Genomic DNA, 26,175 nt, shown 5'->3' with positions numbered 1-26,175 from the left:
AATTTATGTGCGTCGTCCCGAGTAATATCGACGATCGACTTGTCGCCAACGATCTCGATGAAATTGCGGACGGCCCGTTCGGGAATGACTCGCCACTTCCTGCGCTGCTGCGGCGATTTGGTCACCAACTGGGACGACGCAATTTCCTCAATGTAGACCCTGAGCGCCTGGCTGATCGGCGCCGAAGTCGCTGGCGCTGCCCCAAGCACCACGGCTTCGGTCGCGTGCGCGGTTCGCGAGTCCAGAATGGCTTCCATCCGTTCTGCCATCTCGCGCCAACTCGCCTTGGCCTCGAGTTCTGCGGCGGGGCGATAGGCGAACCCCAGTGCCGCCGCCCGACGCACGGCCGCCGTGTGCCGCTTCAGCGCCACCGATTCCTCCTCGTCGCACAGGAACGACGCCCAAAGGTCGTTGTCGGCTTTCTCCAATGCATCTCGCATAACACGAGCCACAGCGAGGTCGTGGGTTTTCAACGAACTGCGGATGACCGGGGCACGCTTGTCCTGATCGGCCACCATCGCCGGGACGCGCCGAACATACTGCCAGCGGTCGCCGCGACGCTGCAGAAAACGGTCGAGTTGAGACCCCCTCGGCATGTCAATTCGCTCCGATGTATCACGTTATCGGAGCAGATTGTGTCACGTATTTCGGCAGCCGACAAGGCAATTCAGACGACATGTGCCGAATTTATAGGCCATTACAGTAGGATAGCAATTTCGCAGTGAACAGAAAATGGAGCGGGTGAAGGGAATCGAACCCTCGTCGTAAGCTTGGGAAGCTTCTGCTCTACCATTGAGCTACACCCGCCGACCACCGCCTGTTTGCGGCAAATCACGGGGCGCGTCAAGGGAGCGGGGCGCTTCGCGATGCCCTCGGGAATTTCCAGTGAAACGATAGTTTTTTCGGGGGCTTCTGCGGGAAATTCAGTCATGGAAGCGCGTGCGCCAGCCCAGAATAAGGCAAAAAATCGGCACACGCGGTTGATATCAAATAACAATTTATCGATATGCCCAAGTTCCTTGGATGACCTACGGTCGAATAGCTGTGTGTAGCGTGGCAGGTGCGCCCCACCGTATTTTGCAGAATTGAGAAGTGCAGAACCTTCCTCCAGTATTGGATTATCGGTAATAAACTCTATCCAATCACTGGCGCAGAATGTCATAGACCAGCCATCTTCAAGAAAAATTTCTTGACTGGCTACCGTCAGTGCTGTCCTGAAGCACCGGTCTGGGCCAGATACCGCATGGCGGTGTCGACGCCGCCTCTCTGATAGGGCACGCCAGCTAACTCGAATCCCATTTCACATCCGGCCAGCGTACCCATCAAGGTGAGTTCGTTGATGTCACCCAGATGGCCGATCCGAAAGACTTTGTCCGCGACCTTGGACAGGCCAGAGCCCAGCGACATGTCGAAATTTTCCAGAACAGTGCGCCGGAAAGCATCGGCACTATGGCCTTCGGGCATCAGAACAGCAGTCAGAACCGGGGAGAAATGTTTCGGAGATTGGCACTGATTTTCCAGGCCCCACGCTTGCACAGCAAGGCGGGTCGCTTCGGCAAGGCGCTCGTGACGGGCGAACACACTATCCAGCCCTTCGTCCAACAGCATGTCGATGGCTTTATCCAAACCGAACAGCAGGTTCGTCGCTGGGGTATAGGGAAAATAACCGGTTCTATTAAAGGCAATCATCTCGCTCCAATCCCAGTAGGAGCGGCGAATGCCGGCCGATTTCGAGTAGTCCAGCGCCTTGGGCCCGACCGCATTGAACGACAGACCGGGCGGAAGCATGAGGCCCTTTTGCGAGCCCGCCACCACTACGTCGATTTCCCACTCGTCCATCCGAAGGTCCGCAGAACCCAGTCCCGAGATCGAATCCACCATCAATAGGGCCGGATGTCCGGCCGCATCCATTGCGTCCCGCACTTCCTTGAGCCGGGTGGTCGCGCCCGTAGAGGTCTCGTTGTGGACGACGCATACCGCCTTGATCTCGTGTCCGGTGTCCTTGCGCAACTGTGCTTCGATGATATCTGGATCAGCACCGGCCCGCCAGTTTTCGCCCGCCATGACTGGTACCAACCCCAAGCGATTGGCGAGCTTGGCCCAAAGCGAGGCAAAATGCCCCGTTTCATAGGTCAGGACCTTGTCTCCCGGCGAGAGCGTATTGCACATCGCAGCTTCCCATGCCCCGGTGCCCGAGGAGGGATAAATGACGACATGGTGCTCGGTCTTGAATATCTTCTTGAGATTGCCCAGCACTCTGGTTCCAAGTGCGCCGAATTCAGGACTGCGGTGGTCGATGACCTGTTGCGCGGTCGCCGCCAGTACAGCTTCGGGGACTGGTGAAGGCCCTGGGATCTGCAGAAAGTGACGGCCAGCTTTTTTCATTTTCTTCTCCTGACATATTGAATGCAAAATCTGATGGCTCGAAATTCAAGACTCATCGGGCTGAGTTTCCGGAGGTCATCCGGCCATCCGCCAGATATCGATAGGCAACCACGGCAAGAGCCGCCCGCACGTCAGCAGCCGACCGCTCATGCCTCCGCCTCCCTTTGGCATCTCGCGATCGCCCTTGCGATGCTGCACCACGTATCGATCGTCATCGAAAGGCGCCCGCTGCCGATCAGGAGGTATGGGATCTAGTTCTGGATGGCCTTTTGCCGCTGCATTGCCGTATATCCACCCCAGACCGAGACCAAAATGAACAGCAAACCGGCAATAGCTGCACCGAACGAGCCCATCATAAAAAGCGGTATCGACAGCAAAAGACCCAGAGACGGATAATAGAGCGACTGTATTATTCTCCACCTCCTCCCCATAGAATGATACAATGGAAACAACAGAGAATAGAGTGTCAGCACCCAAAACAACATGGCCCAAGGTCTTATGAAGAACAGCGAAACATCAGCGCTGCTCGACAATGACCGCACAAGATTCACCTCGACGGGCTCTGCCAGGACGGCACCGAGAATAAATGGAGCGATGGGGAAGCCCAAAGATCGCATCGCATAACCAAATAGGCCAAACAGCAGCAGGACCCATAGAGAATCGAAGGTCCCGGCCCAGACAAACACACCCATCGCACATAGAAACAACACCAGATTAATCAGATAGTCCGGAACCCACCGCAGCAGTAAAAAAAAGCGGATAGTGATCGACTGGAAGAACACCATCAGGATGCTGGCGACTAAAAAACTGATATAGATGGTATAGGCGATGGTAGGGTGGTCAGTGATGAACATCGGGCTGGGCGCGACATTGTGCAGGGTCAGCGCGGCGAGCAGAACCACCGAAACGATATCGCCGGGAATCCCAAGAGCCATCAGGACAGTTAGCGAGCCCCCCGCATCGGCATTGTTGGCTGCTTCGGGTGCGATGATCCCGGCCGGCTCGCCTTCGCCGAATTTCTGTTCGGGCCGCGCCAACTTACGTTCCTGGTCATAGGCGAGAATACTCGAGACATTCCCACCGAGCGCAGGCACGACACCGATGAAAACCCCGATCAAGGAGGACCGGAGAAGTGTCGGCCAGTTCTGCAAATTAGTCTTTACCGCCCGGAGATGGGGAATCCCCTCAAACCTAATGCTTCCCCCGCCCATCGACCGGTGGGTCCTTTCGCGATCCTGCATGTCATAGAGGCGCTGGCTGAAGGCAAATACCCCAATCAGGACCACGAGAATCTCAAAGCCGGAGGTCAGGAAAGGAATGTCGAAGGTGAAACGATTCACACCGCTGATGGGATCACGCCCAACCAGGGCGACGAGCAGGCCCAAGCCCGTCGCCAACAGACCCTTGGTCATCGTGCCGCTTGAGACACTGGCAGCGATCGTCAGGCTGAAAACCATCAGGGCAAAAAAGTCCCAAGGGCCGAACTGCAAGCCGATCCGGGCGATCATCGGAGCGAACGTCACCAGAACCGCCCAGCTGATCATGCCGCCGAAAAACGATGCCCAAAGCGCAATGCCGACAGAATAGGCACCCTCCCCCTTCTTGGAGAGCGTGTGCCCATCCCAGAGAGAAGGTATGGACGAACTGCTGCTGGCTATCCCCAGAATGTTGGTTGTGACCAGCCCTCCCGATATACTACCGATGAGAACGCCTATCATCAGCGACAAACCGTTAATCGGATTGATTCCGAACGTGAAGGGCAGCAAAAGGACGAGTGCCATCGAGGTCGAAAAGCCTGGGATGGCACCGACAAACAACCCAAACAACACGCCAGCACTGATGAGGATCATATTGTTGAGGGTAAAGAAGAGCGGGATCGTCTCTCCTAGATTAGCTACGGCCTGGCCCAACATTGTCAGAACCCCGTCAAACTGCCGGAGGGAATGTATACTCTAAATATCCAGCGCATCGATGCCCACATGGTTGCCGAGCATCCAAAGGCAACGAGAAAATTGGTTATCAGACCTTTCGCGTCCCGGCGTCCGGTGAAGGAAAATAACAAGACCATGAAGGCCGTGCCGGATATGAGAATACCGAGATAAGGGAGCGCCAATATGAAGCCGGTGAACAGGACGATGCATATCGCGGGATTCAGTAGCCATAGCGCGCCACGCTCGCCTTCTTCCGCTTCGGACCTGACAGTTCCGGAAAAAGCCTGAATCAGATAGGCCACCGAGCAAATCGACACGAAGGCCAGGCACACCATCGGAAACAGGCCCGGCGACACCTCGACAAGCCGCGGATGTCGAATTAGCAGAGCCTGCTGCCATCCAATGCCGCAGAACACGCAAAGCACCAGGGCGGCAATCACTTCAACACGCGTCCGGCTGATCATGGTCTTGCGCTCTCGCCAAAGCCACTGTCGGTCGGCCAAGGAAAGTTGGCTTCAAACTGACGGGCGAGATGGAGTAGCAAACCATCGGCGGCAAATGGGGCCACCAGTTGGAACCCGATCGGAAAACCGTTCTCGGTCGCAGGACCGGGAATGCTTATTGCGGGACAACCGGTCACGTTCGCAAAGCCGGTAAAGACAGAATGTTCACCGCCTTCAACCGGTTGACCGTTGATAGATTTATGGTCCCGCTCTCCGGCCGGCCAAGGCAAGGTTCCGGAGGACGGCGTCATGAGCAAATCGTAGCGTCCAAAGACCGAAGCAATCTCCTCCCTCGCCTCGCGCAACACCTCGAGGGCGGTCGCGTATTCGACCCCCGTCACCGTCTCGCCCGCCTTGATCGCCTCGGCAAATTCGGGCGTGACCAGCCCCTTCCACGGCCTATCTTGGAACACACGCGCAAGACCCGCTTTTGAAATCGCGCCGAAACTCTTTCCGAAAGCGCGCGTATCGAACGGAGCTTCCGCAACCTCGATACGGTGGCCGAGCCTTTCGAGGCGCCCGGCGGCCTCGCGCACGCTGGCGGCGACCTCATGGTCAACAGGCAAGCCCCGGAACTCCTCGATGAGAAGGATACGGAGCCCGTCGCGCACGGTGCCAAGCGGCCCGCTCACCACCGGATAAGGAAAATTGATGCTTTGCCGGTCCCGTGAATCCGGTTCGGCGATGATCTCAAGACAAAGAACTGCATCCTCGACGGTCCGGGCAATCGGGCCGATGACTTCATATTCGGCGACGATGGCGGGCAAGGTGTCAAGGCGCGGAACCCGGCCCGCGCTCGGCTTGAATCCGACAAGACCTGTGAACCCGGCGGGACGCCTGATAGACCCACCGGCATCCGTCCCCAGCGCGAGAGGCGCGAACCCCGCAGCCACAGCCGCAACAGCGCCCCCGCTCGAGCCCCCAGGGGTCAAACGCACATCCCAGGGGTTGCGGGTTACGCCGTGCAGATCGTTATGGGTGAAACCCCTTAAGGTGAACTCAGGAACGTTGGCCTTGCCTACGACGACCCCACCGGCTGCCCGCAGCCTTGCCACGGGTAACTCGTCAGCTTCGGGGTGATAATCAGCAAAGGCCCTGCTGCCCCAGCTCGTCGGCAAGCCTCGAACATTGATCGCATCCTTTACAATAAAAGGTACGCCGTCAAAATTCGAGAGGGGCGCCGAGGCAGTCCAGCGGTCGGTGCTCCTGGATGCCTCCTCGCGCATGACGTCGGTATCGAGCGCAACGATAGCGTTGATCTTGGGATTGAGGAGCTCGATGCGCTCAATGAGGCATTTGACGACATGGCTCGGGGTGAGGTCGCCCGCGGCATAGGCCGCGGTCAACTCTCTCGCCGAAAGAAAGGGAATGTTCACGTCAATCTCCAGCTTGAACGGACGTTCAGTTGAATTTCATTCAACCATGGAGCTTGGCCATTGCAGCGTCGCGTTCTCCATCCTCGAAGTCCCTGATCTCCTTGGCTTTGGCCAGAACATCGTCGATGCGCTCCTGGGGCACCACGACGACACCGGTCTCGTCGCCAAAGATCACATCGCCAGGACGGATGCCAACGCCGTCTATCGTGACGGGACCATTGATTTCCGCGGTTTCCAGATCCCATCGGCTCTTGATAGGACTCAACCCCTTGACCATGACTGTCATGCCTGAATCGCGAATTTGCGGGGCATCGCGGGTGGCGCCATTGATTAGTACGCCGGTCACACCGTTGAGGAGGCATTTATAGGTGTGGAATTCGCCCCAACTGACCACATCGGTCCGGCCCCCGATATCGACAACGACCACCTCCCCCTTGCCAGCCAGCCCCCCCGACACCTCCGCATGCCGGACAAGCGGCTCGTCCTTGGGGGTCACCGAGGATTTGGCACGCTGGCGGATCGTGAACGCGGTCCCCACCATCCGGGCGTGATTACTGCCGAGACAGATGAAATTAGTCAGCACGCTGCGCTTGATGCCAAGAATCTCCATTGCATCGCTCACGTGCCCACTCACGAGTGTCAAGAATTCTGCCTGCTGCGTATCATTCAGCGCCATGCTTCACCTTTTTAATATTGTAGAAGTGTCTTGCACCTGCCGGTGCGGTCGAATAGCGACGAACCACTTATGCCCGCCGCGGGATACCGTCACGGCATGTCCAGCATGCCCATGTTTTCGAGCAAGAGCTTGTATGCATTGAATTCGACGGTCAGTGCCGCTTCATACTCGTCGGGCGCTAGGAAGCTGATTGCCGTGCCGTTGGCCTCGAACTGTGCTAACAACTGAGGATCACTGAGCGCGACTTCAAACAGGTTCGCATAGTAGTCGCGGATCTCGTCCGGCGTTTCGGCAGGAAGATAAATGCCATGGGCCAAACCGAAGACGACATCGTAACCCAGTTCCCGTGCCGTGGGAATTTCGGGCAATTGAGGAATGCGATCTTCAGACAGGGCGATCAGCGGCTTGAAATCACCACTAGCAGAATAGCGCGCAGAAACGCCGATATCGGCCTCGGAAAGCTGGATGTGATTACCAAGCATTGCCGTAATACGTTCCTGCAGACCGTTATATGAGACGTATTTGAGTTCTATTCCGGCCAATTCGGAGAGAAGAAGCAAAGAAATGTGGCTCGTGCCGCCCAAAGATGCACCGGTCAATATCTCTTCAGGATGCGCTCTTGCATAATCAAGAAAGCTCTGCGCGTCGTCAAAGGGCGCTCCGCTTGCACCGTTGACGATCGAATAGTCCTGGGTTAGGCGCGCAACGGGAACCAGGTTTGAATATGTGACCGGTCCTTGGGCCGTAAGGTGCGAAAGGATAAGGGATTGGTGGTTGATCAGCAGTGTACATCCATCTGGCCGTGCATCCGCCACTTCGATGGAGCCACGCATTGTGGCTTGCCCACCTATGTTCACTACTTGCAACGGAACAGCCGGCGAGTTGCGATTAACAGCCTCAGCAACAACTCGGCCGATAGCGTCCGAATTCCCTCCCGGATTGGACGCCACAACCAACCTGGCACTCCCGCAAGGCAGATTAACTTGGGCAACCGCCGAAGCAGTCATGCCTCCCAGCATGCAAAATGCCACTACTAAGCTTATTCTCTTATTCATCGTTCTCCTCCTCCATATTACATTTTAAGAAATGAGCTCCACATCTACCTGAGAAGAAATTTCCTCTGCTTTTCCTCTCATCGCCTGCATCATAAATCCAAAATCATTTCCTAGCATGATCATTCGCGATCCCAGCTCTATGGTGCGCATGATCTGAGAATGCTCATAAATTCCGCCAAGCCGCAGAATTTTATTGTTATTCTTGCAAGCAGCAGCGACGCGATCATAGCATTCGAGAATGCGCGGGTGCTCGACTTGGCCCGGAATACCCATTTCCAGCGCTAGATCGTTCGTGCCGATCGAGATCACGTCGATACCCTCGACCGCAGCGATCTCCTCCACATTCTCGACGGCCCGGGGCGATTCCAGCATGACGACCAGAAGAACATCATTGTTGATGGCTTCACTGATCTGATCCTGCGGCATTCCCTTCCAGTGCAGATGGACCATCGGTCCCATGCCAGAACGGTGCCCGAGCGGCGCATAGCGGCAATTGGACACTGCCTGTCGAGCCTGCGCAGCGGTTTCCACATGCGGAACGACGATGCCCTGGGCACCGCCATCGAGAATGCGCGCCGCATGGAAATGTTCGTGACCGGGAACGCGGACCACCGGAGTAACGCCTGCATCGAGCGCGGCGACGCAAATCTGACCCGCCGTTGCGATATCCATCGTGCAGTGTTCGAGATCTATGAATAGATAATGATATCCAGCGGCCTTGGCCGCACGCGCGATATCGACGGTCCGCGAGTGGCGGACTCCAAGCCCAAAAGCGATCTTTCCAGAAAGCAACCGCGACTTGGCTACATTATTCAATAACATTACCGACCCTCCACTTTCAGCAATATTTACTATAATTTACTTATTACTATCGAAAATTATTACTATATCTCCATACCAACAATGCCATGCATCATTAATTCCAGCCCCCCCCCCAAGGCGGGCAACCAATCCCTGAGAGTCGCGACAATCGTTACAAAGCGACGACCAAACTTCGCCGCAAAGGGGTGACCATCCTCAATCGACTCCAACTTTCATTGCCCAACGCGATAGGGGCGCCTCCAACGGCATGTCAGAATTAGAATTCGTTTTGATGCGCGATATAAAATTTTGTAATTCATTTTATAACGGAAAACACAGCAGTCAACAGGAAATTTGCGATATTCCGACACGCGATACTATCGCCATGGCATAACGCCAGCCAAAAGACGATCGCTATAAACCCGAGAGAACCGGACAATTTTGCCGCCTTCCACCAATCTTGAACTCTCAAGGCAAGGGAAACACGGGGGGCTCCCTTGCTGTTAAGGGTCAAGACGCTACAAACCCGAGTCCATGCTGATGGGACGTATCCTTGACGCCGAAGTGAAATTTTGAATTCAAATATTCTGGGGCGCGCATAAGATCAGAACGCCCCTGAGATCGACAGGCAGGGCGCCCGCCTACTGGAAGCGCTATCTATACGCTTCTTCGTAACTTCGAAGGACGGCAGCACTTTTGTTGCGAAGATGATGAAACAAGATCGAGGCCAAGGCGTCAGCATCCCGGCGACGGAGGGCGTCGATTATCTGTTCATGTTCCCGTACCGCTTCGGCCCATCGCAAACCCTTGTCGTCGAGATTTGCGGCATACCTCACTCGACGCAGACTCGCTGACAGGGAACGCGCGGAACGAATGAGGGCGGAATTTCCCGATATTTCCAATATTTTGTCATGGATCAGCTGGTTTGTGCGGAAATAATGGTGCCTGTCGTCCCTCAGATAGTGCCCGTACATTTCGGTGTGAAGCGAGAGCACCTCTTCGAACTGCTCTTCTGTAATCCGTTCGCAAGCGAGGCGACCCGCGAGCGCCTCGAAACCGCCCATTAGGTCAAAAAGTTCCTTGATATCGTGAGCGCTGAGGGAACGCACGCGCGCGCCGCGATTGGGCATGAGCTCCACCAAACCGTCCGATGCCAGGACCTTGAGTGCCTCGCGCAGCGGTGTCCTGGAAATTCCGAACGTTTCACAGAGTTGACGCTCGGGGATACGCCCACCTTCAGGAATGTTTCCTTCGACTATATAGTCCCTGAGCCGTTCCAGGACCTCACTATGAAGAGATGTTTCCTGCTGGCCACTTTCGGCAGGATTTTCTACTTGGGTAGCGAACTCAACCATTACGACCTCACATTACATCGGCGCTCTTACACCAACTAAAGTAGAAGAACATAGAAAATCCCAAATTTGAATGCAATTTTGCAAAAAGGGGGGAATTTGGCGCCGCTGCATGCATACCAATTCCAACGAGCCGCTCCCAAATCCCACGAGCGACCGCCCCCGACGGATAGACCGGATCAATATAGCCTGGAGCCGTATTGTGTCTATCGGGGCGGCGGCGACGGCCGCACAGGAGGCTGACAGGGCATTGAGTCGTCGCCCGTGACGCGGAACGACAAGACTTTACCCCAGGACCGTCACGGATGGAATCTGTTCAACGCTCGAAGATGGCGAAGCACGAATGAATAATCAGGCTTGCATGAGTTAGGGCGTGATCGTCCAGCCTCACCTTCGACACGGAGAACTGCCATCTGGTTGGACGGAACTCGTACCACTTTCAAGGCTGGGCCGCTCTGCGCCGCAGGAAGTGCCGGCACCAATCGCACGCGCGGAAGCTCTGAAAGCTTATGCTGTAGCGTTCTGGAAGTGAACTGCGCCAGGTTCGCCGGAGGCCATTTGCTTAGGTTATGCGGCCATGGCCGATAGCTGAACGGCAACTTTTGATATTTATCAGTCACTAGCGGACGATTGCTCCGTAGTGATCGCATCATGCTAACATCATTGATCATCAGATCGGTACATTCGCCGACAACCAGCTGCGAGCTCTTGGGCCCTCAAATTATCATAGACTGTCATCCAAGGTGCCGCCCGTCCAAGAGCCGTATCGATGAAGTGAGAGAACTCAGCAACAAAGGGGTCGGCGACCTCGATTGCGCTGAGGTCAATCACTTCCTTATTGATGCGGTAACCGCCAGCGGTCAGCACGATAGCCCCTGCGTCGCCCTCGGCCTCAATGCGCATCTTTCCGTTGGGCGTGGTCCACATCCCGTCTGCATATTGCGGCGGAAAAGGCGACCAAGCGCTCTCCACCCGGACCGAGCAGCCATCCACTCCCCTAAGCAAGGCGCTGAAATAGTCCTCGGTGGGCATATCGAAATGCACGTTCCTGAAGTCGGCGCTTTCGACTGTCAACGATCCGGCAAGCCAATTGGCGATATCGAGCTGATGTATGCCGTTGACGAGCATAACCCCGCCATGACCCGGTTGGGTTCGCCAGCCGCCGACCTCCGTTTTCAGCGTCATTGTGGCAATGCTCAAACGCCGCAGCCGCCCGATGGCGGGCAAGGCCTCGGCGAAGGCCCTGAGATGGGCATGGCAGCGCAGCATATAGCCCGGCATGATCGTGACGCCCGCGTCACGCGCGAATGCAGCCAGATCGCGCGCCGACACCAGGTCGGGCGCCATGGGCTTTTCGCAAAGCACATGCCTGCCTGCCGTGGCGATCCGCTTGGTCGCTTCAGGGTGAAATTCGGGCGGCAAGGCCAGGGTCACGGCATCGACGGAATCGAGGTCGAGGGCATCAAGGCTTTCGAACCATGCAGCACCGATGTCCATGGCTCGTTGCCCAACGGCGTCTGCCGGATCGATGAGGGCGACAACCTGATGACCAAGCGCCAGTACGGCGTCTACATGACGCTGGCCTGCCCATCCACCAGCGCCCACGATTGCAAACCGCATAGCCATCTCCTCGTTCGACCTTCGGCCTCTTATCGGGAGCAGCCCGGCAGGTCCAAGAGTTTGTCGGCATATGCCGCTGCTGCATTCGGCATGGCGTGTGGGCCCAACAGCTATGCGCATCCGGCATCTACGGGATGTTCGTTATATCTTGGACCGCATTCCCGCCGCCTGATAGCTAGGACCGGACCTGACGAGCGGGCGACCAGGAGGAAAACGCCGTGGCGGAAACACTTTCAGAACCGATGCGGAAACTTGGCCGGCCCCTGCGCTGGGGACTGATCGGCGGCGGGGCCACCAGCCGGATCGGGCCGACCCACCGTTACGCGGCCCGCCTCGATGGCAAATACGCTCTGGTTGCTGGAGCGCTTGACGTCGACGCGCCTAGAGGAAGGGCATTTGCTCGCGATCTCTTTATCCAGCCCGAGCGGGCCTATGACAGCTATGAGGATCTCATCGCGGCCGAACGAGGCCGTGCCGATCCGGTCGATGTCGTCAGTGTGGTGACACCCAATGATTCCCACTTCCCGATATCGAAGGCTCTCATTGAAGCCGGGTTCGCCGTAATCTGCGAAAAGCCACTTGCCAATACGATCGAGCATGCTCGGACTCTGGTAGAGCAAGTCGAAAGGCGGCGAGGACTTCTGGCCGTAAATTATGGCTACAGCGGCTATCCGATGGTCCGCCAGGCGCGCGCGATGATCACGGCCGGCGCCATAGGCAAGGTGCAGTTGGTCCAGGCCGAGTTCGCGCTTGGCAGCGTGGGGTCCATGAGTGAAGATGGTACTGCCAACTGGCGCACCAAGCCCGACATAGCCGGCCCCTCAGCCGTTCTGGGCATGATCGGTACGCATGCCGCCCATCTGGCAAGTTATGTCTCCGGGCTTAAACTGCTTGAAGTCAGCGCCGATACGCAAACCTTCGTGCCCGGTCGCCAGCTCGAGGACAATGCCCAGATTCTGTGCCGGTACGAGAATGGCGCACGCGGGTCGATGTGGATCAGCTATGTAGCCGCCGGCGCATGGCACGGGCTGCGATTGAGGATATTCGGGGAAACGGGCGGCATCGAATGGGTGCAGGAGCAACCGAACGAACTCCTCGTTCATCGCCTGGGCAAAGAGCGGCAGATCCTCACACGAAACGGGATCGGAACGCCATCGGAGGTCAGTTCGGCCTCGCGCGTGGCACCGGCCCATCCAGAAGGTTTCATCGAGGCTGTCGGCAATGTCTACAGCGACTTCGCAGATGCCGTAGCAGCAAAGCTGACGGGCACACCGGCTACCTACCCCTATCCAGACGCCATGGATGGACTTCTGGGGGTGAACTTCATCGATGCAGTGCTGGAGTCGAGCCGCGCGAATGGCCGATGGATATCGGCCGAGCCGTCGGTGTAGCGACATGGACGCGGATATATCGAAAATATCCCTGGCCCAACTCGGGTTCTACGATGCCGGGCCAGTGGCGCTGATTTCGGCTGCTGCCGAAGCGGGGTTCGGCGCCGTCAGCCTTCTGGGGCGTTCCGGCATAGGAAAGCGGCTCGAACACGATCTGGTCTCCGACCGCGACCTGCGCGCCCAGGTTCGGGAGCACGCCCTCCAAACCGGCATGCGGATCAGTGATATCGAAACGATCGTGCTTGATCCCGACCTCGATCTGGCGGCCCTCGATCCTCTGTTCGACCTCGCCGCTGATTTAGGCGCCCGCCACATCTCGTGCATAGGTCCGCGCCTGGGAAGCGGATCCGATCCGGCCGCCCTTGCGGCACAGTTTGCAGCAATTTGCACGAAGGCCGCCTCCACCGGCGTGGATATCGGGGTAGAGTTCATGGGTTTTCGGGAAATCGGCACCCTCGAGCAGGCTCTTTTATTGATCGAACGTTCCGGAGCGTCCAACGCAAAAGTCATTCTCGACTGTCTGCATCTCCACCGCACTGGAGCTTCGCTTCAGGTCGTCGCGTCGCTCGATGCCGAGCGCATCGCGTGCGTACAATTGAGCGACGCTCCAGTCGCCTATCCCCGCGACCTCATGGTCGAAGCGCGTGCGGGGCGGATGCATCCGGGCACCGGCACCATTGCCCTATCTGAGATTCTTGCCTGCGTCCCGCCCTCGGTTCCCCTGGTGCTGGAGGTGCCCGGAGCCGTAAGGGCCGAAGATGCGGTTGCGACAAGAACAGCGGAGGCCGCATTGCATTTGCGGGCATTTCTGACCGCCATCGCCACTTATTGAGACCGCCGCAGTCCAACGAAAGCATCAGATCATGATTTCGATTTCCCACCTCACAGCACTCGATGCGAGTCCAGAAGATTTCATCGACGCCGCAGCGGCCGCAGGCTTTCAGGGCGTGGGATTGCGCATCCAAGCGCCGCGACACACGCCCGATCGATGGCCGGTTGCCGGAGATCTGGCGCGGGCCCGCTCGTTGCGGCAGCGCGCCGCGGACGCAGGAATTTCGGTGTTCGAAGCAGAGGCCTTTCCCATCTGGCCCGAGACCGAGATTGCAGACTATCTGGCAGGCCTCCAAGCGGCATCGGAGATGGGCGCAACCCATCTCCTGGTTACTGCGATGGACGCCGATGAGCAGCGATTCATCGAGCGATGCGGCCTCTTGTGCGACCATGCGGCTCGGCTTGGGCTTACCTCCGTGCTGGAGTTCATGCCGTTTCGCTCGATCAACACGCTGGGGGCCGCAATGCGGGTGCAGGACGCCGTGGGGCGGTCCAATTTACGTCTGCTCGTCGATACCTTGCACCTGATGCGCTCCGGGGGCAGCGCCGAGGATATGGCCAACCTTCCGCTCGAGCGGCTGGGCTATATCCATCTTTGTGATGCAACGGCGACAGCCCAGGTCGACGATCTGGCCACCGAAGCGCGTACGCTGAGGCTCTATCCAGGGGAAGGCGAACTACCGCTGCTTGAAATCCTCTCAAGTGTCCCGCCCCATATCGATGTCAGCGTGGAGGCTCCCAATGCTCGCCACGCCCATCTGTCGGCGAGCGAGCAGATCGGCCTGGCCGGCCGCTACACGCTTGCGCTCGTCGCAGCCGCGAGAGAGGCCGCTCGGCGCGCTTTAAGCTGAGACGATGTTCAGCGAGAATCCGAAAGATCGGCCGGCAGTTGGATCTCTTCATCCGCGTAATTGACCGAGCCCTGCCACATGCCCGCATCGACGAGCTTGTGGATCTCCGAGCGAATGATGTTGCGCACGACGGTGACCGTCCGAGAGTGTTGTATCTCGTTGGTTGAAACCAGACACAGGCGCCAGAGTATCTCCGGATCGCTGAGGGGAACGGCCGTCAGCTTCCCGCTCATCAGCTGGTCGTGAACCGCACCATAGGCGAGTACCGTATACCCGAGCCCTGAGGCGACAAGGGCGCGGGTCGACACCAGCCCATCGACCTCGAAGGCGATATCGAGCTCGCGCCCCTCCTGATCCATCGCCGCCTCGAGGAGCTCCCTCAAAGAGTGCCCGCGTCGCGGCATGATGAGCGGCACGGAATCGATGGCGATTTCCGGGCTGGCTGGTGGGCACCCGGTGGACTGTTGAGGTGGCCCGATGAGATACATCGGCTCGACCAGGACTGGCTCGATTCTGATGCTGCGATGGGCGGCCGGAGAGTGGATGAGGCCGAGCTGGATTTCATCCTTGACCAGGCCGCCATAGATCAGGCCGGCATAAGCTTCCACGATCCGCAGCTCGATCTGGGGAAAGTCCTCCCTGCAGCGCTTGGCGAGAAGCGGCACCAAAAGCTCGCCGGTCGCCGGCGTGACGCCGACAGTGACCTTCCCGCGCACAACCTCGGATTCGGCGCGGACCTCCTCGGCCATATTGGCGATCTGCTGCATCAGCGTACGCGCCCGGGCCCTCAGCAGTTCACCAGATTGGGTGAGTTCCACCCCCGTTCCGGTACGAACGAACAATTCCACCCGCAGTTCGTCCTCGAGCTTGCGCACCTGGCGGCTCAGCGCGGGCTGCGCCACGTGGAGAATGCCCGAGGCTTTCGAGAAGCTCAGAACATCGGCCACGGCCAGAAAATAGCGCAGCGATCGAAAATCCATATGCCTCACTCCTCCCAGGGCCTCGGAAAAGAGCTTTCGATGGGCCGGGCGACCGGACATATGTGAAAGCGGCGTCGGCACGCTGTCAATCGTTGCCGGGCGAAGAATTGGCAACGGCACCCGGACGCGGCAGGGTCGAAAGTTCGATGCGCGAGAACCGCCACCCTGCCGATGTTCGGGCAAAGCTCGCAGTGCAGTCGCCCACGGCAGCGAGACGACCTGGGCCGTCGCGCCAATCGGTGACCAGTATGAAGGATTTCCCCCAGGCGACATCCTCGCTTTCACCGGAGCAGATCACCATGTCGGTCTGTTGATGCCGGACCAGCCCCTTGAAAAGCTCGCGACGCCCCAATGCAAGGTCCAAAAGCTCGGCATGACCATGCGCGTCGCCCTTGGGGGTACCAAGGCTGCCAAATTCCTTGACCCCGGTGTTCAGCTTCACAAATCCGGCCTCGGGCGTGAAAAGGTCCACGAAGTCCTGCGCATCGCCATGATTGAAGGTATGGCAATAGAGTGCGTAGAGCCGCAAAATCTGACGCTCGTCTTCGATGGGGAGCGGTTCGGCGTTGATCAAAGTCATCACTTTTCCGTCTGTTTTGCGACAATGGGCAGGAGCAGATGGGACTGGTGATCGCGGTCCCTGAAAATCTTGTGCGCCGTTGCACGGCCGCTGGGCAGGTGGAAGCTGTCCGGGGGAAGAAGCTGTGCATGCTCGTCGGTAAACGATTCATTGCACGAAAGTTCGCAGCGGATGCGATGGCCCTTCTTGAAAACGTTGGCGAACGTATAGAGCCTTATCGCATATTCCACGATTTCGTGGGGCGTCACTGGTGTCGCCGACGTATGCGGGTGATGGGGGCGACCCGGCGTAGAAAGCGTCTCATCGAGTTCGCGGTGCGACGCTTTCAGAAATCCGGTCGTAACCTGGCGCTTCTTGCCGTGCGGATCGACATCATAGAGCTTGACGATGAAATTGGTGTCGTCAGTGTCGATGGCCGCGAACAGATGCATCGCACCCGATCCCGCCATCTCGATATCCTCGAGCAGCGCGTCCGTCATCCAGACGACCTTGCCGTTTTCCGAGGTGACGGTCAACGGAGCCTGATAAAAGCCGTCGGGCGGCGAATGTTCGGCACTCAGGGGCTCGGGATCGTAAGCCAGCCGATGTCTTGGCCGAAGAAAAAATGGCACCCAGTCCACCTGGGGCGGCCAGCTTTGGGCACCACGCCATTCGCGGGCGCCTTCGAGGAAATAATTGACTTCCGGCTCGTCCATGATGCCGTTGTCGATGCCCTTGAGCCAGTAGTCGTACCAGCGCAGCATTTCCTCATGCGATTCATGGAAAGGACGCTCCTGCATAGGCGGAGAAGCCAGGAGATCGAGCTTGCGCGGGCCCTTGACGCGCGCGTAGGTGTCGATGGTGCCGTCGATCGTCCAACCTCTTCCCCATTTGGACTGGAAGTAAGCGGGAATTTCAACCTTGTGGGCATGGGTAACGGGCGAACCTTCGCGGTAGAAGGGGCCGTCGAGCGGATTGAGCACGAAATCGAGCCAGAGTTCGTGGGTTTCTGGATAGCTGATGACGTGGGTCAGATTGGGCCAGTTCTGGATATCGGGATCTGACAAGCGCTCGGCGACGCGAGCCGAATAATCGGCCTCCGAGAGCTCCTCGCGCAGCTTCGATTTCACCCGCCCCACGGCCACGCCGCTGTCCCCTCCCCGCCCCTCGCGCGAAGCCCGAGGCATAAGCCAGAGAACACCGCCATGATAGGCCAGCTCGTAAAGGTCAAAATGGCCACCATTGCAGAAGATGGCCTTAAGATGGGGAGGAGCCTCGGCTGCCCCCAGGACTTGCACCGTGGCGAAATAGGAAATCCCGACCATCCCGATGTTGCCGTCGCACCAGGGCTGCACGGCCAGCCATTCCACCAGATCGTAGATGTCCTTCCCTTCTCCGTGGCCACCACTGTCGTAGTTGCCGCAGAGTTCTCCCTCCGATCCGCCGGTACCCCGGACGTCAGCGATGACATGGGCATATCCGCGATCCACAATGCGCCGGATGTCACCCGCTTCGATGCCACCATCCCACAAGGGGTTGGGTCGGGCCTGCGGCGGGAGCGTCAAGGACAGGGCTTGAAGATTCTTACCGTAGGGACTGAGCGCCAAAAGCGCGGGCATCTTCTGGTCAGACGGCTGACGATAGATATCGGCGGCGAGTTGTATGCCATCGCGCATCGGGATCATGACGTCGCGGTCCACGATCATGTCGGACTGTTGTCCTCGATTGGTTTTGCTGACTCGGTCGTGCATGTTCGCTCCTGTCCGTCTGATATCCGGCTTTCGGTCCAGCTTTGGTAGTAGCGACCGTTTCGACTATCTGTCCAAGACATAAGTGCAATCCTGCGTATGCCGCACAGGCATGGACCGACCCGCAAAAAAGGGCTGCCCCGATCTCGGAGCAGCCCTGTCATACACAAGCGCACGCGCCCGATTTCAGACTTGGTTTATGCCTTCATTCAAAGCTCGGCGTTGTCGATGGGAGCGAAATGCGTTCACTATCGTCCAGATGACGAGCACGGCGCTTATGGCCAGAATGACGCCGCTGATCGGGCTCTGGATGAATGTTGCCGGATCGCCACGCGAGTAAAGCATGGCGCGGCGGAAATGCTCCTCGATCATCGGGCCAAGAACGAACCCCAGTATGAGCGGCGCAGCGGGAAAATTGAGATACCGCATCAAATATCCCAATGCGCCGAAAAATACCATGACAATCACGTCCGCGACACTGTTGGAGATGCTGTAGACACCGGCACAGATGAAAACCACGATTCCCGGATAGAGCAGCGAATAGGGTATGGAAAGCATCCGGACCCAAAGCCCGATCAAGGGAATGTTGAGCACGAGAAGCAGGATGTTGCCCAACCAGAAGCTCATGATCAGCCCCCAGACCAATTCGGGATGCTGGGTGAGAATCTGTGGGCCGGGCGTGATCCCGTGGATGATGAAGATGCCGAGCATGATCGCCATCTGAGTGCTTCCCGGAATGCCCAGCGTCAGCGTGGGTATGAACGCGGTCATATCGGCCGCGTTGTTGGCCGTCTCGGGCGCGACGACTCCTTCGATCGCTCCCTTTCCGAAACGCGAAGGATCCTTGGATACTCGCTTTTCCACCGAATAAGACATGAACGAGGCTATGAGACCGCCCGTGCCGGGAAGTGTTCCGAAGAAGGACCCAATGCCCGACGCCCGCAGCATGGGAGCCAACGAGCGCCTGATATCGTCCCGGGTGGGAATCATAGATTTGAGCGTCACCCTCTTCTGGGTCAGCTTCACGTCCTTGGCCCCACGAACGCTCGCGATCACCTCGGGAAGTCCGAACAAACCCATGGCGAGAGCGACCAGCTCGATCCCATCGGTCAACACGGGAACGCCGAAGGTGAACCGCTGCGTTCCTGTATAAATGTCCGAGCCGACAAGCCCGAAGGCAATGCCGAGCACGACCATGGCCAAGCCCTTGGCGGCCGACCCTGAACTGATCGTACACGCCGCAACCAGGCCCAGGACCATGAGAGAGAAATATTCCGCGGGCCCAAAACGCAGCGCATTTTCCGAAATGACCGGTGCGAACACCATAAGCAGAATGATGCCGAAGCTGGCACCGACGAACGAGGGCACCGCCGTCATCAGAAGCGCCACGCCCGCGCGTCCCTGCTTGGCCATGGGATATCCGTCAAGGCACGTCACGGACGCTCCCGGCGTGCCCGGAACGTTGAGCAATATCGCTGCGATCGTGCCGCCATAATTGGTTCCGTAGTAAATCCCCGCGAGCATGATCAGCCCGCTCGTCGGCTCGAGCTGAAACGTAAAGGGGAAAAGAAGCGTCATCGCCGCCAGGGTGCCGATGCCGGGAATAACACCGAGCAAGGTTCCCAGGAACACGCCAATGAAACAATAGAGGATATTGGCAGGCTGAAGAGCGACGGCCAGCCCCATGGAGGCGTTGGCCGAGAGTTCGGTTAGAATGTCCATCTCGCTACCAGCGGATCAATGGGATGGGAAGACGCAGCAATACGACGAAAACAACGACCGCCACAGCCGTGAGAACCATCACGTTGATCGCCGTCTTCAAAGCATCGAACGTGTCGTCCGCCAGACTCGCTACGAGCGCGGTGAGGGCAACCGCCGGCAGGAAGCCAAAGCTGATCGCCATTGCAAAGACGATCGCCGACAGAATTATAGTCAGCGCGGGTCGGACGTCAAAGCTCGGCCGATCGCCCTCGGAAACCGTGAAGCTGCCTAAAACTATAGGGGCGGAGACCAGAACCAGCACCATACCGACGCCCATCGGAACCATTCCAGGCCCCATCTGGGCAAGCGTGCCCAACCGGTAGTTAAAATAGCTGAAGGCGGCGAATCCGATCCCCGTCGCGAGCAGAAGGATGCCACCGACAAAAGATCTTCGATCCAGGACTTTCATGGCCGATTCCTCGATGTATGGCCGCGCGACCAATCAGGGCCGCGCGGCGAAGCGCATTATTCGATGACGACGTCGACGTCCTGAACCACCTGATCCCATTTGTCGTAGTTGGACCTGAGGACTTCCGCGAAGACTTCCGGGCTGGGATCAGCCACGTCGGCTCCCAGTTCGTTTATCCGCTGACCCAGCGTCTCGTCCTCGAGAGCGTAGGCAAGGGCTTCGTTAAGCCGGACAACGATCTCCTCGGGCGTGCCACGCGGCACGACATAGCCTTGCCAGCCGGTGAAGTCGAGCCGTTCCCAGCCCTGCTCGGCGACCGTTTCGAGATCCGGCGCTTGTGCAATGCGCTCGATGCCCGCCAAAGCGACGGCATCAAGATTGCCAGCCTCGACCTGTTCAAGAGCGATCGTATCGCCAAAGATGAACGAGAGGCGTCCTGCCATCAGATCGGTCAGGGCCGGACCACCCCCGGGGTAAGGAATATGGGTCATTTCCACGTCGCCGAGGGCGGCCAGAAGCTCGCCAGCCAGATGACCGAAGCTACCCGGGCCCGAAGAGCCGAAATTAATCGTTCCGGGCGCTGCCTGCGCGGCTGCCACGATGTCATCGATCGTTTCGTAGCCGGTATCGGGATGGGTCAGGACGACGGAATAGGTGATTGCATACAGCCCGAGCGGATCGAAGTCCTCGAACAGATCGAACGGCGTTTCGGCATAAAGATGCGGGTTAAGCGTCAGAGTCGATGGGGTTCCGAGCAGGATGGTGTAGCCATCAGGTGCGGCTCGGGCCACAGCCCCCGAGGCGAGATTACCATTGGCGCCAGGCTGGTTGCTGACGATCACAGGCTGGCCGAGATTTTCCTGCATTTTTTCCGCAATCAGCTGAGTGAGCGTGCTGCTCATTCCACCCGTGGCGTAGGGCACCACAATGGTGACGGCACGACTGGGAAAGTCGTCTTGGGCACTGGCTGCCCCCGCCATCGCACACGAAGCGAAAAGAATGGCGGCCATTCTCGTCGTCAGATTGAACCTCATAGGACATTCTCCTCCAAACAATTAGCCCGAACCCCGGGTCCGGCACGTCCACACTGGCGGTTCACCAATGGGTAGCCTAGGCCTATCAAGGCCGACCTCATGTGTCTAAGATATCATTTGCATTCGGACGATGCCGTTTGAGCATAGGGCTCTATGGACTCTTCCTGCCGTGTCGCAATGTCAGGAACAGCGCCGTCGCCATTGCCAGGGCGGAAAGCTGCAACAGCCCGGCCATGAGCGCGGCAAGTCCAAACGCGTCGATGATAAGCGCTCCCATCAATGGAGCAACGGCCTGACTGGTCATGAGCAGCGCACCCAACCAGCCCATGAGCCGGGCCAAATGAGGACCGGCAAGCAGATGCAGCGGCAGAAGTCCCCTGGCGATCGAGTTGAGGCCGATCCCCATGCCAAAGGCGACGACCGCGACCGTCAAGCCCCAGCCATTGGCGGCGAAAACGGCAATGGCCAGCGCCAGCAGAGCGCAGGTGAAATTGATCGTCCAGAACGGGCCGGTTCGTTTCCCCAGGATCAGCAGCAACAGCCGCGCCGCGACCTGAGACAGGCCCACCATCGCCATCAGGGCGACGGCGTCGTCACTGGCAATATCGGCGGCCGTCAGGATGGCGCCCAGATGGACGATAACGTTCGTGCTGACAGCGGTCGTGATGACAAAAACCATGGCGAGAAGCGCGAAGGCCGGCTTGACACCGGTCGCCATCACCTCTCCCACGTCGCTGGCGGCAGTTTCTTTCGGCGGCGCCGGAAGGCGGTGGGCGGTGTCCAAGGCGAGGGGAATACCGATGAGCAGGTGCGCGGCGGCATAGACGAGGCACGTTCCCTGCCAGCCAACGGCACCCTCAAGGGCGAGGCCCACTGGCCAGCCGATGGAACTGGAAAGCCCGCCTAAAATGGCGATCAGCGGGACAGCGGCCCGGCTGGCTCGTCCATAGTAATGGCCCAGGATCGCAAAGGCCGCGTCATAGAGCCCGCATCCCATCCCGACGCCGACGATCGCCCAACCGAGCCAAAAGAGAAAAAGGTGCTGCCCGCCCGACAGGACAACCAATCCGCCCGCCATGAAGGCCGGCGCCAGCACCATGACCACCTTCCTGCCCCGCGCGAGGCTGCGGCCCACGTAAGGCGAAACCAGTGCGGCGGTAAGCAGGGCGATCGTCAGCCCCGCCGAAACGGCCCATAGCGGCCATCCGGTATCGGCGATGATCGATACCGACAGGACCGTCGGCATATAGAAGGTGGTTCCCCACGCCAGGATCTGCAGAACGCCAAGGGGCAGGCCGATCGTCTGGGGCGCGTATTTCAAGGATAGGGCCCTCGCGCTCAGTTCTGGAGGTCGAGGATCACCTTGCCGAAATGCCGCCTCGCCTCGAAGTATCTGTGCGCGTCGGCTACCTCGGCGAGCGGAAAGATCCTGTCGATCACCGCAGTTATCCCCCGACGCGCGACGGTGGGCCATACGAACCGGCGGATCGCATCGGTCAGTTCGCCCTTGTGCGCCGCGCTGCGCGGCCGCAGTTTGGACCCGGTCAGCGCTAGGCGCTTGTGCTGAAGCAGCGCGAGGTCGATTGTCGTCTCGCCACCCTCGAGAAACGCGATCTGAACAATACGCGCCCCTTCTCGCGCCGCCGCGAGGTTGCGGTTGAGATAGGGACCGCCGACGATATCGAGAATGACGTCGGCCCCGCCCATTTCGGAAACGATGGTGACGAAATCTTCCTCGTTGTGGTTGATGGCCCGATCGGCGCCGAGCTCGGTCAGCCTGTTGCATCGCTCCGGGGAACCGGCGGTCGTCGCGACGCGGGCCCCGAGCATTTTCGCAACCTGCACCGCCATCGAGCCAATGCCGCTGCCCCCGCCATGAACGAGGACGGTGTCCCCGGGCTGACAATTTCCGCTTACAACGAGGTTCTGCCATACCGTCAGCAGCGCTTCGGGCAACCCGGCCGCCTCGCAATGGGTGATATCATCGGGGACAGGGAGCACGCTTCGCGCATCCGCAAGAGCGAAATCGCCATAGCCGCCGCCATCGAGCAAGGCGCAGACCCTTTGGCCCACCGACCAATCGGCAACGTCTTCGCCGACCGCATCCACCGTTCCCGAAACTTCCAGCCCGAGCCCCGGCGGCGCGCCGGCCGGCGCAATGCCGGATTTGCGCTGCACGATGTCGGCGTTGTTGATGCCGGCGGCGGCTACGCGAATTCGAATCTGATTGGCTTGCGGCTCGGGAAGCGCCCTTTCCACGATCCGCAATACCTCGGCACCGCCCCCTGTTTCCGCCCAGACCGCCCGCATGTACCTTGACCGCCTACCCTTGATTCGGAATTTTCAATGTTAGTTCACGAAACGGGCGAGCAATGCCAATGCCGAAGCGATATCGAGCAGATAACGATATCGCTCGGCGTTCATTTCGTACGGCAGCAGCGGCATCGTTCGAAGATAGCGGTCCCCAGGTTGCCAAAGTTTTGCAAACGGATGCGGCAGCTCGATACCAAGAACCCGCGCTACACAACCCGTGAGCTCGTTGAACGTCTGCTTCTAGGCATTCGCCGTCGCGGCCCAAACGACCGGAAAGGGGGCGCAAAGCCGCCATTCCAAACTGCCCAATTCACACACCTTGCGATGCTCTCATGCGTTGAGATGCACGCTGGCTTGCTATCGTGCTATCACCACACAGCTTAGCTCTCCCAATTACGCAATAGGCGCCCTGCCGCGCTTGATGAAGAGATCGTTTATGGCCTCGGTGATCAGGGTCTGCATGGACGACTGCTCGTCCAGGGCGATCTGACGCAGCGTCTGCCGAACTTCCTTCCGGGTGCGGTAAAGAATCTTGGCCTCCGTGGCATCAGCTTCCTCGGCTGCAGGGCCCAGATCCTGCGCCGAGACCGACGAGGATTCGGCGATCCGCTGAACGCCATCGGCGAGCGATTTGGTCATGATCAGGTCCTCTGCAGTTCGGTGATGATGCCATTCCACAAGCGGCAGTATTCCCGTGCCGCCGGTCCGTTCGGTTCAGTTTCCATCAGAGTCTTTCCCTGTCCGACGCTTTCAACCACCACATGCCGGTGAGTGATCTGGCGTTGCCAGACGCGGCCGCCAACGTGCCGCAACGCTTCGCGCGCCGACCGAACAAGGGGATTGTCCTGCCCCAGGCGCTGGGCCGGAGCCGGCCCGATCACGACGACGAAGCGAGTACTCGGCCGCTGCTGGCTGAGAAATTTCACCCGATCGAGGCCGACCACCAGGTCAAAACCCGCTGCCCGAACCGTGACGATCGAAAGGTCGGCCAAAGCAGCGATCCTGGGGGAAGCGCTGGTCCAGTTGGGCGCGTTGTCGATCAGCACAAAATCGATTGCTTTGGACCTGGCGCGCGCCAGCATCACCTCCACGTCTTCGGGAAGGCAGCTGTGGACGGCGATGCGCTTGTCGGAACGCAAGGAGCGCCAGGCAGAAGCCGAGCGCTGCGGATCAGGTCTCACAAGAACGAACGTTGCATTGATTCGAAGCGGGCTATGGTGCCCATCGGACTAATTCGCAGATGGAGACCCGCAAAAACCCTCGCACCTTTGGTTGAGTCGTGATTCACTGATATCGCCCGATCATGGAGCGTCATCATGGACCCGCATTCGCTTTTCAGCCTGAACGATCACCTTGAAGCCCTTAGCCAGCATGGCGATCCGCTGGAGGTTTTGGAGCGGACGGTGGATTTCGAGTATTTCCGGTCTTGGCTGGTCGAGGGGCTTGGTTACAGTAACGGCAGCAAGGGTGGCCGGCCGCCGTTTGATCCGGTTGCCATGTTCAAGATCCTGATCCTGCAGGCCCAGCACAACCTCAGCGATGCTCGCACCGAGTTCATGATCCGGGATCGGCTCAGTTGGATGCGCTTCCTGGGCTTCTCGCTCGGCGATCGTACGCCCGATGAGAACACCATCCGCCATTTCCGCAACCGCATGACCGAGACGGGTACGCTCAAGCGGGTGATGAAGGCCTTCGAGTGGCAATTGCACAAGAAGGGCTACATTCCCATGTCGGGCCAGATCGTGGATGCCTCGCTGGTGCCGGCGCCCAAGCAGCGCAATACCGACGGCGAGCGGGAGGCCATCAAGGCGGGTAAATCCGCTGATGAGATCTGGCCCGACGAACCGGCCAAGGCGGCGCAGAAGGACACCGATGCGCGCTGGACGCTTAAGATCGGGGGCAAAGTGCGCTACCGGCCAGATGGCACGCCACTGCCCATGATCGCGCTGCCGGTGTTCGGCTACAAAAGCCATATCAGTATCGACCGGCGCTATGGCTTCATCCGGGCCGCGGCTGTCACTTCGGCCGCCCATCCCGATGGCCGGATGCTACGCCAGGTCATCGACCGGGAGAACACCGGTAGCGAGGTCTGGGCGGACAGCGCCTACCGCTCACAGAGCAATGAAGCTTGGCTGGCCGATCGCATGCTGACTAGCCGGATCCACCGCCGTAAGCCCAAGGGCAAGTCGATGCCGATCGCGACCGCGCGGGCTAATGCCGCCAAGTCCTCAATCCGCGCCAGGGTCGAGCATGTGTTCGCTCATCAGAAGAACAAGTTCGGGCTGTTCATCCGCACCATCGGCGTCACGCGGGCCGAGGCGAAACTGACCCTGGCCAATCTGGCCTACAATTTCGATCGCTTGGTCTTTCATGAAAAGCGCGCCGTCACGCCATGAGTCTGCCCGGAAACCGGGAAAACGCCCGTTCCGGGCACCGCAGAAGGTCAAACGCGGGCCGGAAATACACCAAAATGCTGAAATTGGCCGTCCGTCACGGTGGAGTCAGACTCAACGACCCAGTTTTGTCAACGGCGGGGTAAAAGTCGGCCATTGGGCGGCGCAAAACCAGGCCACTTGATGTTGGGGGTATCGAGCGCCGG

The 26,175-nt window shown here is 58.9% G+C and carries 23 protein-coding genes, 1 tRNA gene and 1 pseudogene; 4 read left to right on the top strand and 21 right to left on the bottom strand.

What is annotated here, in order from left to right:
* The 11 genes and pseudogenes from DVH29_RS14440 to DVH29_RS14390 all read right to left on the bottom strand — a co-directional run.
* Positions 1 to 518: pseudogene (locus tag DVH29_RS14440) on the bottom strand (integrase); the annotation flags it as partial.
* 215 nt (positions 519 to 733) lie between these two features.
* A tRNA-Gly gene (locus DVH29_RS14435) sits at positions 734 to 807 on the bottom strand.
* Between the two features lie 396 nt (positions 808 to 1,203).
* Complete coding sequence (locus DVH29_RS14430; RefSeq protein WP_114646899.1) at positions 1,204 to 2,385, bottom strand: pyridoxal-phosphate-dependent aminotransferase family protein; 1,182 nt, start codon at positions 2,383 to 2,385, stop codon at positions 1,204 to 1,206.
* 251 nt (positions 2,386 to 2,636) lie between these two features.
* The gene (locus DVH29_RS14425) at positions 2,637 to 4,298 is read right to left on the bottom strand and encodes a tripartite tricarboxylate transporter permease (protein ID WP_114646898.1); all 1,662 of its coding nucleotides are present in this window, start codon (positions 4,296 to 4,298) and stop codon (positions 2,637 to 2,639) included.
* A 2-nt stretch (positions 4,299 to 4,300) separates the two neighbouring features.
* Positions 4,301 to 4,780, bottom strand: coding sequence for a tripartite tricarboxylate transporter TctB family protein (locus DVH29_RS14420; protein WP_114646897.1), 480 nt, complete (start codon positions 4,778 to 4,780; stop codon positions 4,301 to 4,303).
* Complete coding sequence (locus DVH29_RS14415) at positions 4,777 to 6,195, bottom strand: amidase (RefSeq protein WP_158541687.1); 1,419 nt, start codon at positions 6,193 to 6,195, stop codon at positions 4,777 to 4,779. Before DVH29_RS14415 ends, DVH29_RS14420 begins: the two co-directional genes overlap by 4 nt.
* A gap of 40 nt (positions 6,196 to 6,235) precedes the next feature.
* Positions 6,236 to 6,871 (bottom strand): RraA family protein, encoded by a 636-nt coding sequence (locus tag DVH29_RS14410; protein WP_114646895.1) that lies wholly within the window; start codon positions 6,869 to 6,871, stop codon positions 6,236 to 6,238.
* A gap of 89 nt (positions 6,872 to 6,960) precedes the next feature.
* On the bottom strand, positions 6,961 to 7,926 hold the full coding sequence (locus DVH29_RS14405; protein ID WP_114646894.1) for a Bug family tripartite tricarboxylate transporter substrate binding protein: 966 nt from the start codon (positions 7,924 to 7,926) through the stop codon (positions 6,961 to 6,963).
* A 24-nt stretch (positions 7,927 to 7,950) separates the two neighbouring features.
* Positions 7,951 to 8,748 carry an HpcH/HpaI aldolase family protein gene (locus tag DVH29_RS14400; protein WP_114646893.1) on the bottom strand — a complete coding sequence of 266 codons (798 nt, stop codon included), beginning with the start codon at positions 8,746 to 8,748 and terminating at the stop codon, positions 7,951 to 7,953.
* A gap of 632 nt (positions 8,749 to 9,380) precedes the next feature.
* Positions 9,381 to 10,082, bottom strand: coding sequence for a GntR family transcriptional regulator (locus DVH29_RS14395; protein ID WP_114646892.1), 702 nt, complete (start codon positions 10,080 to 10,082; stop codon positions 9,381 to 9,383).
* 657 nt (positions 10,083 to 10,739) lie between these two features.
* The gene (locus DVH29_RS14390; RefSeq protein ID WP_158541686.1) at positions 10,740 to 11,699 is read right to left on the bottom strand and encodes a Gfo/Idh/MocA family protein; all 960 of its coding nucleotides are present in this window, start codon (positions 11,697 to 11,699) and stop codon (positions 10,740 to 10,742) included.
* 218 nt (positions 11,700 to 11,917) lie between these two features.
* On the opposite strand from DVH29_RS14390, the gene DVH29_RS14385 reads away from it, so the two are divergent.
* From DVH29_RS14385 to DVH29_RS14375, 3 genes are read left to right on the top strand one after another with little or no spacing between them, the layout of a single operon-like run.
* Positions 11,918 to 13,090 (top strand): Gfo/Idh/MocA family protein, encoded by a 1,173-nt coding sequence (locus DVH29_RS14385; RefSeq protein ID WP_147276117.1) that lies wholly within the window; start codon positions 11,918 to 11,920, stop codon positions 13,088 to 13,090.
* 4 nt (positions 13,091 to 13,094) lie between these two features.
* The gene (locus DVH29_RS14380) at positions 13,095 to 13,922 is read left to right on the top strand and encodes a sugar phosphate isomerase/epimerase family protein (RefSeq protein WP_158541685.1); all 828 of its coding nucleotides are present in this window, start codon (positions 13,095 to 13,097) and stop codon (positions 13,920 to 13,922) included.
* Between the two features lie 31 nt (positions 13,923 to 13,953).
* On the top strand, positions 13,954 to 14,772 hold the full coding sequence (locus DVH29_RS14375; RefSeq protein WP_114646888.1) for a sugar phosphate isomerase/epimerase family protein: 819 nt from the start codon (positions 13,954 to 13,956) through the stop codon (positions 14,770 to 14,772).
* A gap of 8 nt (positions 14,773 to 14,780) precedes the next feature.
* On the opposite strand, the gene DVH29_RS14370 is transcribed toward DVH29_RS14375, so the two are convergent.
* From DVH29_RS14370 to DVH29_RS14325, 10 genes are all read right to left on the bottom strand, one after another.
* Positions 14,781 to 15,752, bottom strand: a complete 972-nt coding sequence (locus DVH29_RS14370; RefSeq protein WP_158541684.1) for a LysR family transcriptional regulator — start codon at positions 15,750 to 15,752, stop codon at positions 14,781 to 14,783.
* Positions 15,753 to 15,837: 85 nt separating this feature from the next.
* Positions 15,838 to 16,332, bottom strand: coding sequence for a nuclear transport factor 2 family protein (locus tag DVH29_RS14365; RefSeq protein ID WP_114646886.1), 495 nt, complete (start codon positions 16,330 to 16,332; stop codon positions 15,838 to 15,840).
* Complete coding sequence (locus DVH29_RS14360) at positions 16,332 to 18,062, bottom strand: CocE/NonD family hydrolase (protein ID WP_199562602.1); 1,731 nt, start codon at positions 18,060 to 18,062, stop codon at positions 16,332 to 16,334. Before DVH29_RS14360 ends, DVH29_RS14365 begins: the two co-directional genes overlap by 1 nt.
* Before the next feature lie 183 nt (positions 18,063 to 18,245).
* Entirely contained in the window at positions 18,246 to 19,781 is a 1,536-nt protein-coding gene (locus tag DVH29_RS14355; RefSeq protein ID WP_114646884.1) for a tripartite tricarboxylate transporter permease, read from the bottom strand.
* Positions 19,782 to 19,785: 4 nt separating this feature from the next.
* On the bottom strand, positions 19,786 to 20,229 hold the full coding sequence (locus DVH29_RS14350; RefSeq protein WP_114646883.1) for a tripartite tricarboxylate transporter TctB family protein: 444 nt from the start codon (positions 20,227 to 20,229) through the stop codon (positions 19,786 to 19,788).
* 56 nt (positions 20,230 to 20,285) lie between these two features.
* Positions 20,286 to 21,263: a Bug family tripartite tricarboxylate transporter substrate binding protein gene (locus DVH29_RS14345; protein WP_114646882.1), complete on the bottom strand. Its 978-nt coding sequence runs from the start codon at positions 21,261 to 21,263 to the stop codon at positions 20,286 to 20,288.
* Positions 21,264 to 21,414: 151 nt separating this feature from the next.
* A complete protein-coding gene (locus DVH29_RS14340) occupies positions 21,415 to 22,584 on the bottom strand; it encodes an MFS transporter (protein ID WP_114646881.1) in 1,170 nt (389 codons plus the stop codon).
* 17 nt (positions 22,585 to 22,601) lie between these two features.
* Positions 22,602 to 23,573: an NAD(P)H-quinone oxidoreductase gene (locus DVH29_RS14335; protein ID WP_114646880.1), complete on the bottom strand. Its 972-nt coding sequence runs from the start codon at positions 23,571 to 23,573 to the stop codon at positions 22,602 to 22,604.
* 396 nt (positions 23,574 to 23,969) lie between these two features.
* Positions 23,970 to 24,215, bottom strand: coding sequence for a ribbon-helix-helix domain-containing protein (locus DVH29_RS14330; RefSeq protein ID WP_114646879.1), 246 nt, complete (start codon positions 24,213 to 24,215; stop codon positions 23,970 to 23,972).
* 2 nt (positions 24,216 to 24,217) lie between these two features.
* A complete protein-coding gene (locus DVH29_RS14325; RefSeq protein ID WP_114646878.1) occupies positions 24,218 to 24,715 on the bottom strand; it encodes a ParA family protein in 498 nt (165 codons plus the stop codon).
* Positions 24,716 to 24,892: 177 nt separating this feature from the next.
* Between DVH29_RS14325 and DVH29_RS14320 the strand changes: the two genes are divergently transcribed.
* A complete protein-coding gene (locus DVH29_RS14320) occupies positions 24,893 to 25,972 on the top strand; it encodes a transposase (RefSeq protein ID WP_114646877.1) in 1,080 nt (359 codons plus the stop codon).
* Positions 25,973 to 26,175: the final 203 nt, after the last annotated feature.

The sequence above is a fragment of the Pelagibacterium lacus genome, from assembly GCF_003345525.1.
Lineage (GTDB): Bacteria > Pseudomonadota > Alphaproteobacteria > Rhizobiales > Devosiaceae > Pelagibacterium > Pelagibacterium lacus.
The sequence above is the reverse complement of the archived record's forward strand: the minus strand, read 5'-3'. Positions and strand labels throughout refer to the sequence as shown.

Bases quoted from the DNA above. Each gene is read 5' to 3' on its own strand.
- DVH29_RS14330 (WP_114646879.1), bottom strand. From the start codon at position 24,215: ATGACCAAATCGCTCGCCGATGGCGTTCAGCGGATCGCCGAATCCTCG.
- DVH29_RS14390 (WP_158541686.1), bottom strand. From the start codon at position 11,699: ATGCGGTTTGCAATCGTGGGCGCTGGTGGATGGGCAGGCCAGCGTCAT.
- DVH29_RS14420 (WP_114646897.1), bottom strand. From the start codon at position 4,780: ATGATCAGCCGGACGCGTGTTGAAGTGATTGCCGCCCTGGTGCTTTGC.
- DVH29_RS14400 (WP_114646893.1), bottom strand. From the start codon at position 8,748: ATGTTATTGAATAATGTAGCCAAGTCGCGGTTGCTTTCTGGAAAGATC.
- DVH29_RS14365 (WP_114646886.1), bottom strand. From the start codon at position 16,332: ATGACTTTGATCAACGCCGAACCGCTCCCCATCGAAGACGAGCGTCAG.
- DVH29_RS14375 (WP_114646888.1), top strand. From the start codon at position 13,954: ATGATTTCGATTTCCCACCTCACAGCACTCGATGCGAGTCCAGAAGAT.
- DVH29_RS14320 (WP_114646877.1), top strand. From the start codon at position 24,893: ATGGACCCGCATTCGCTTTTCAGCCTGAACGATCACCTTGAAGCCCTT.
- DVH29_RS14370 (WP_158541684.1), bottom strand. From the start codon at position 15,752: ATGGATTTTCGATCGCTGCGCTATTTTCTGGCCGTGGCCGATGTTCTG.
- DVH29_RS14335 (WP_114646880.1), bottom strand. From the start codon at position 23,573: ATGCGGGCGGTCTGGGCGGAAACAGGGGGCGGTGCCGAGGTATTGCGG.
- DVH29_RS14430 (WP_114646899.1), bottom strand. From the start codon at position 2,385: ATGAAAAAAGCTGGCCGTCACTTTCTGCAGATCCCAGGGCCTTCACCA.
- DVH29_RS14355 (WP_114646884.1), bottom strand. From the start codon at position 19,781: ATGGACATTCTAACCGAACTCTCGGCCAACGCCTCCATGGGGCTGGCC.
- DVH29_RS14345 (WP_114646882.1), bottom strand. From the start codon at position 21,263: ATGAGGTTCAATCTGACGACGAGAATGGCCGCCATTCTTTTCGCTTCG.
- DVH29_RS14405 (WP_114646894.1), bottom strand. From the start codon at position 7,926: ATGAATAAGAGAATAAGCTTAGTAGTGGCATTTTGCATGCTGGGAGGC.
- DVH29_RS14380 (WP_158541685.1), top strand. From the start codon at position 13,095: ATGGACGCGGATATATCGAAAATATCCCTGGCCCAACTCGGGTTCTAC.
- DVH29_RS14360 (WP_199562602.1), bottom strand. From the start codon at position 18,062: ATGCACGACCGAGTCAGCAAAACCAATCGAGGACAACAGTCCGACATG.
- DVH29_RS14350 (WP_114646883.1), bottom strand. From the start codon at position 20,229: ATGAAAGTCCTGGATCGAAGATCTTTTGTCGGTGGCATCCTTCTGCTC.
- DVH29_RS14425 (WP_114646898.1), bottom strand. From the start codon at position 4,298: ATGTTGGGCCAGGCCGTAGCTAATCTAGGAGAGACGATCCCGCTCTTC.
- DVH29_RS14410 (WP_114646895.1), bottom strand. From the start codon at position 6,871: ATGGCGCTGAATGATACGCAGCAGGCAGAATTCTTGACACTCGTGAGT.
- DVH29_RS14395 (WP_114646892.1), bottom strand. From the start codon at position 10,082: ATGGTTGAGTTCGCTACCCAAGTAGAAAATCCTGCCGAAAGTGGCCAG.